Annotated in this window: 5 protein-coding genes and 1 pseudogene; 4 read left to right on the top strand and 2 right to left on the bottom strand. The window is 41.1% G+C overall.

Going from position 1 to position 5,241, the window contains the following annotated elements; all coding sequences use genetic code 11:
* Window positions 1-245: pseudogene (locus EWV68_RS07915) on the bottom strand (RNA-guided endonuclease TnpB family protein); the annotation flags it as partial.
* Window positions 246-412: 167 nt separating this feature from the next.
* On the bottom strand, window positions 413-1,318 hold the full coding sequence (locus tag EWV68_RS07910; protein ID WP_287169413.1) for a glycosyltransferase: 906 nt from the start codon (window positions 1,316-1,318) through the stop codon (window positions 413-415).
* 315 nt (window positions 1,319-1,633) lie between these two features.
* On the opposite strand from EWV68_RS07910, the gene EWV68_RS07905 reads away from it, so the two are divergent.
* The 4 genes from EWV68_RS07905 to EWV68_RS07890 form a co-directional block, all read left to right on the top strand.
* Window positions 1,634-2,650, top strand: coding sequence for an Npun_R2821/Npun_R2822 family protein (locus EWV68_RS07905; RefSeq protein WP_287169411.1), 1,017 nt, complete (start codon window positions 1,634-1,636; stop codon window positions 2,648-2,650).
* A 17-nt stretch (window positions 2,651-2,667) separates the two neighbouring features.
* Entirely contained in the window at window positions 2,668-3,618 is a 951-nt protein-coding gene (locus EWV68_RS07900) for a glycosyltransferase family 10 domain-containing protein (protein ID WP_061431480.1), read from the top strand.
* A gap of 191 nt (window positions 3,619-3,809) precedes the next feature.
* Window positions 3,810-4,955: a glycosyltransferase gene (locus EWV68_RS07895; RefSeq protein WP_061431479.1), complete on the top strand. Its 1,146-nt coding sequence runs from the start codon at window positions 3,810-3,812 to the stop codon at window positions 4,953-4,955.
* Between the two features lie 134 nt (window positions 4,956-5,089).
* The coding region (locus EWV68_RS07890) for a helix-turn-helix domain-containing protein (protein WP_287169414.1) at window positions 5,090-5,241 on the top strand (152 nt) is incomplete at its 3' end.

Below are 5,241 nucleotides of genomic sequence, written 5' to 3'. Positions count from 1 at the left end.
GATTGCCAGGCTCTATCAGCAGCCGATTGACGAGCTTGAGAGTTTAATTTATTAACCCAAGGTGTCTCTTTATTATTAGCTAGTACCGCACAAAGTTTTTGGAGATCATTGCGGGTTGTCCCTTGATTGTCCATCCAATAACGAACACAAGAGTTACGCACAAACTGAGAAGTTCTAATAGCTTCATCAAGTTTTTGGTATTGTTCTGGTGTTCCGTTTTTTAGCTTTGCTTCTACGACTAGCATCGATTAATCCTCGACCCTGGATAAATTAAGTATAACACAGTTTACCTACAAATTGTAGAATTAAAATCGTGCTTCGCAGTCAATATTCTGGTCGGATTTCATCTCCCGCAAAGGTGAGTATCTTGTTGAAAAATGTAGCGGGGGAATTCATCCGACATTTTAGGTAATCAACCTTTGAGTTTTTTGCTTAGCCTACTTTTCCAAGTGCGGGCAATTGTTGTCAGGTGATCGCGGATCACATATTGCCAGCGCCAGGGCCAAGATACATTCTTCAGCCTGTACTTAAGAAACAGATCGCGATTGGGCATATTTGGCCCGTGACCAAAGCCTGCCCAGTGGGTATATAGTATTCTTTTCCCATTTACCTTGTGAGTATTATCGGCAAACTCTATCTTGAATTTTGCCCACTCGGAGCCCAGATCGGGGATGGCCTCAGTAATGGCTTGGGTTTTCAGCCCCTTAATATCCACACAGTAGTTGACAAAAGGCTGGACAATACAATGATCGGCAAAATGCTGTCTGATTGTGGCTGCTTGTTCGGCCAACTCTTGAATATCATCTAGGCTAAAAGCTCCCCGGGAAGATATGAAAGAACCTGCGTTGAAACCATTTGCCCTATACTCTCGGATCATTTTATCTCTAAACTCTCCCTCTTTATAGACCTGATCGAATATCCCCCTGTAGTAGTACATAAATTCGACTTCAGAGTTGATATAGGTTCGGAACAGCTCTTGTAAGCTATCTAGAACAATAATGTCAGAATCTAGAAAGATAAAATGCTCTAGGGGTCCCCAGAAGATGGAAAAAATACGAAATCTGTGATTATGTATATCGTCGATACCCCTTACTTTTGCTCCCAGTTCATCTAATAGCTCCAAGTTTATATCGCGATAAAAATTGAAATTGTATTTCTGAGAAATTTCACTGAGTTGGGATATATTATCATTAAAGGGTATAATATATAGGGGGCATTCAGGCTCGTAGGTTCTGAGACTTTCTAGGAAAGGGATCATCCATTCCAAAACCTGATCATTAGCTAGACAGTATATACCTACTTGTCCAATAGTCTTCATGGGTAAGATTTATCAGCGACTTTCTGCTATTTTACTCAGGGAAACTTTGACTGTCAATGTCAGGGGAAAGGAAAATCCTCAACGCTTACGGTCACGTCAATTGTGGCTAGGGCTACAAGTCCGTCAAGATACAACAATTTCACCGCCAAGGGTAAAGTTAGTATTTTGTTCCTTCCCTGTTCCCTCCTTTCAAGCCACGAGGACTCTAAGGACAGGCAATATCTCAACCTAATTCGTTGCTAGGTCTTGCCGGAGCCAGTCTCTAAATCGGTTAACTGTGATATAAATATTTTTAGATGCGAGCAGTAGAAACTTATGAGCAACGGAATCTGTACTTTGGCTAACGATCAGGTTTACGATCAGCTAGTGGCTTTGCTGAATAGCATTGAGGCGAATGGGGGAAAAGACTTACCAGTCTGTGTCTACCCCTACGATGACCAAACCGAGGAAATTGCCAGGCTAATCGCTCAACGTCCCCAAGTTGAACTGTATCGCGAGCGGGAGTCGATGGAGAGGTGGGATAATTTTGCCAAAGCAGCCTGGGATTCCCATCCTACGGCCCGCATCAGGTGGCAGCAAGCGGGAAGCAATGGCTATCATCGTTTTGGTACCCATCGTCGCTACTGTGCTTTTGACGGACCCTTTGACCGATTCCTCTATATGGATGCGGATACCTTACTTTTGTCTCCCATAGACTATTTCTGGGAAAAGCTAGACGATTATGATTGTGTTGTCTACGACTATCAGTATAAAGATCCCTCCCACGTCTATGAAGTTAGTTCACCAAAGTTACTGAAAATATTCTCCGAAGAACGGATTAAAAAAGAGATTTTCTGTTCAGGAATCTATGCTTCTAAAAAAAACTTATTTGAGGAAGAAAAGAGAAATTGGATACTGGAACAATTGCGTTCAGGAGAGTCAGAGGTTATCTATCCCATGGCCCCAGATCAGACCCTTCTCAACTATATGATGATGAGAACAGGTACTTCTATATACAATTATGCTTTGAATACTCCTCCAGAAAAGAGAGTAGGTAACTGCGTTACCGATCCCAAATTTGTCGAAAAAGATAATTTATTGTATGATAAAGGATATAGGTTAATTTACCTTCATTATATTGGGATTTCAAGCAGTTTCTTTACTAGATGTTGCCAGGGAGAAAATATAGATTTTCCCTATCGCAGTTTATTTTTATATTATCGCTATCTCTACGAACCTGAAAGTTATCCTCAATTTAAATCCAGTCCTGTGTGGTACAATCAACCTAAAAGTTTAGGAAAAAGAATGAAGGAAAAATTACAGAGAATAGCCCGTAAAGTTTTTTCTAACTAATAATAAGGGGTTAACTTGTGACAGAAAAAATAGTAGGTATGCTCAGCAGCTATCCCAATTTAAATCAGGGAGATTGGCTATGGAAACAAACTCCTTATCCAATGGGAGTTTGGGGTAATATTTCCCTACAAGCTAACGCTCCTGAGCCAGATTACTTGTTGCTTTATCAGTTTGATTTTCCGCAACCAAAGAAAGAGCAAGGCGGCTGGAAAAATTGGCTCAAAAAACCAGCAAAGCCACAGCCGGCACTTCCATCTATTTTGGGGAGAGTTCCCAAGGAACGCATTATCTATCTCTTAAGAGAACCGCCCTTACCGGAAGTGTTATCGACCAATCTGGAAAATTACCGCATCGCCAGCGAGTATTGTGGCTATGTATCAGGTCCGGATGATTACGCGCCTCAACCATACTATATGCCTGCCGACTGGCACATAAGCAACAGCTTTCGGGATCTGGCCGATTTGCCCTGTCCAGAAAAAATTCGCCTCTGCTCTTGGATTACCTCTGGAACTACCCGCACAGCCAATCATCGCCACCGTTTGGCCTTTATGCAGCTAATCAAAGATAACGAACTTCCTTTCGATTTTTATGGGCGAGGTTTGCCGGACTGGACGGGTTCGAGAGGCTCGGTACAAAATAAATGGAATGTCCTAGCTCCCTACTACTACAATCTAGCCATAGAAAACTACGCACAGAGCAGATGGTATATCAGTGAAAAGCTCTGGGACCCGCTATTAGGTTGGTGTCTACCTATTTATTACGGTGGAGCGGATGCAGAGAAACTATTGCCACCGAAAAGTTTCTTACGCCTGCCCAGTTTGGATCAAAAAGGAGTTGATTATTTGCGAGAGGTCACTTCTAGTTTGGATGCTTGGCACGAAGCGAAAGAAGCGATCGCCGAAGCGAGACAAGTTATCCTGTACGAGCTAAATCTACTTAACTGGCTCTCTAATTTCGTAGTATCCTAAATGCCCATGGTTCTCTTGGGTTCTGTTGGCAAATTGTTCTATATGATACCTATTAGCCGCAACCATGAATGCTCCTAAATCAGGACGAAAACTGGGACGGTAGGGACAGAAGGTATTTTGCTGAGTACAGGATAAACAGGAGAGCCAACCAATTTTTAAAACAACTCTTTCGTATATTGGTGGTCAAAACAATGCTGAAAAAAACTATTGGAGTCTATATGCCCTATTTTATGGGAGGAGGTGCTGAAGCTGTGGCTCTCTGGATACTAGAAGCCTTAAAAGAAAAATATGACTTAACTCTTTTCACCTTTTACTATCCAGACTGGGAAAAGCTAAATAAGTTGTATGAAACATCCCTCACTCCCAAGGAAGTTAAAGTTGTTTCTGTATTACCTAAAAGTTGGCAAGGCATCTCAGAGTTTCTCATCAGTAATAATCCTCATTTCCGGCAGATAGCCATTCATTTAAGCCTGCGTTATTTAAAAGAAAGAGCCCAAAATTATTCCCTGGTGATATCAGCTTGTAATGCGGCCGATCTAGGCGTACCAGGAATCCAATATATCCATTGGGTTAAAGTGCTTGAAGGTGGTAAAATACACCAGAATATGCCCTACTTAAATATCTCCAATTTTTCTGTAGATAACCTCAAAAAGAATCTATCTATTTCTAACTCTTTTGATGTAGCCAAAGCAGTCAAAGAAGTTTACGGGCTTGATAGTACTGTTATCTATCCCCCAGTGGTCATTCCTGTTAAGGATATTGCTCCGGATCAAAAAGAGAATGCTTTTGTAATTAGCGGTAGGTTAACAGTAGATAAAAGTCCAGATTTCGGCATTAAAGTCTTAAAAGCAGTGCGGGAGAGAGGATTTTCCATCAAACTCTATATAACTGGGGGAGCTGGGGGAGCTTTTAATAAAAAGTATCAACACTATATTGAACAATTGGTAGCTGAAAATTCCGACTGGATTCAACTGTATAAGGATCTTCCCTATGCAGATTATTGTAATATACTGTACAAATGTAGGTATGGTATCCATCCCAAGAAAGACCAGTTTGGTATCTCCGTAGCCGAAATGGTGAGAGCAGATATCATTCCCTTTGTACAGAAAATAGGAGGTCAAACTGAAATCGTCGGTAAGCACAATACAGAATTGCAATTTAACAGTATGGAAGAAGCAGTAGAAAAGATTATTGCAGTAATTAGTAATGAAAAGAAACAGGAAGAGCTTTTAATGTCCCTCTCCCATCAAAAGTCTCTTTTTTCATCAGAGAAATTTCAAAGGGAAATCAGTCAATTTGTGGATAATTATTTCTCTGACAACGTTTCCGAAACCTAGGCAAGAGATTTTAACACTTGCACATACTCTTTGGCTACATCATCGAAAATTTGGGTCTGAAACCCCGTCGTTCTACGACGGCTTTACTGTTAAATATGAGCATCGTTTACAAAATATATGCTAAAATATGAGACATGGAAAAAGCCTATTCTTACCGATTTTACCCAACACCCGAACAAGAGTCGCTATTGCGGCGCACATTGGGCTGTGTAAGATTAGTTTACAATAAAGCTCTCCACGAACGAACACAAGCATGGTATGAAAGACAAGAAAGAGTAGGATATGC

This window comes from Microcystis sp. M_QC_C_20170808_M9Col (assembly GCF_007095495.1).
Classification (GTDB): Bacteria; Cyanobacteriota; Cyanobacteriia; order Cyanobacteriales; family Microcystaceae; genus Microcystis; species Microcystis aeruginosa.
Note: the sequence above shows the minus strand (reverse complement) of the source record. Positions and strands in the feature narration are given on the sequence as shown.

What these genes read in the sequence shown, in the direction of transcription:
- EWV68_RS07910 (WP_287169413.1), bottom strand. Translation starts at nt 1,318, where the DNA reads ATGAAGACTATTGGACAAGTAGGTATATACTGTCTAGCTAATGATCAG.
- EWV68_RS07905 (WP_287169411.1), top strand. Translation starts at nt 1,634, where the DNA reads ATGAGCAACGGAATCTGTACTTTGGCTAACGATCAGGTTTACGATCAG.
- EWV68_RS07895 (WP_061431479.1), top strand. Translation starts at nt 3,810, where the DNA reads ATGCTGAAAAAAACTATTGGAGTCTATATGCCCTATTTTATGGGAGGA.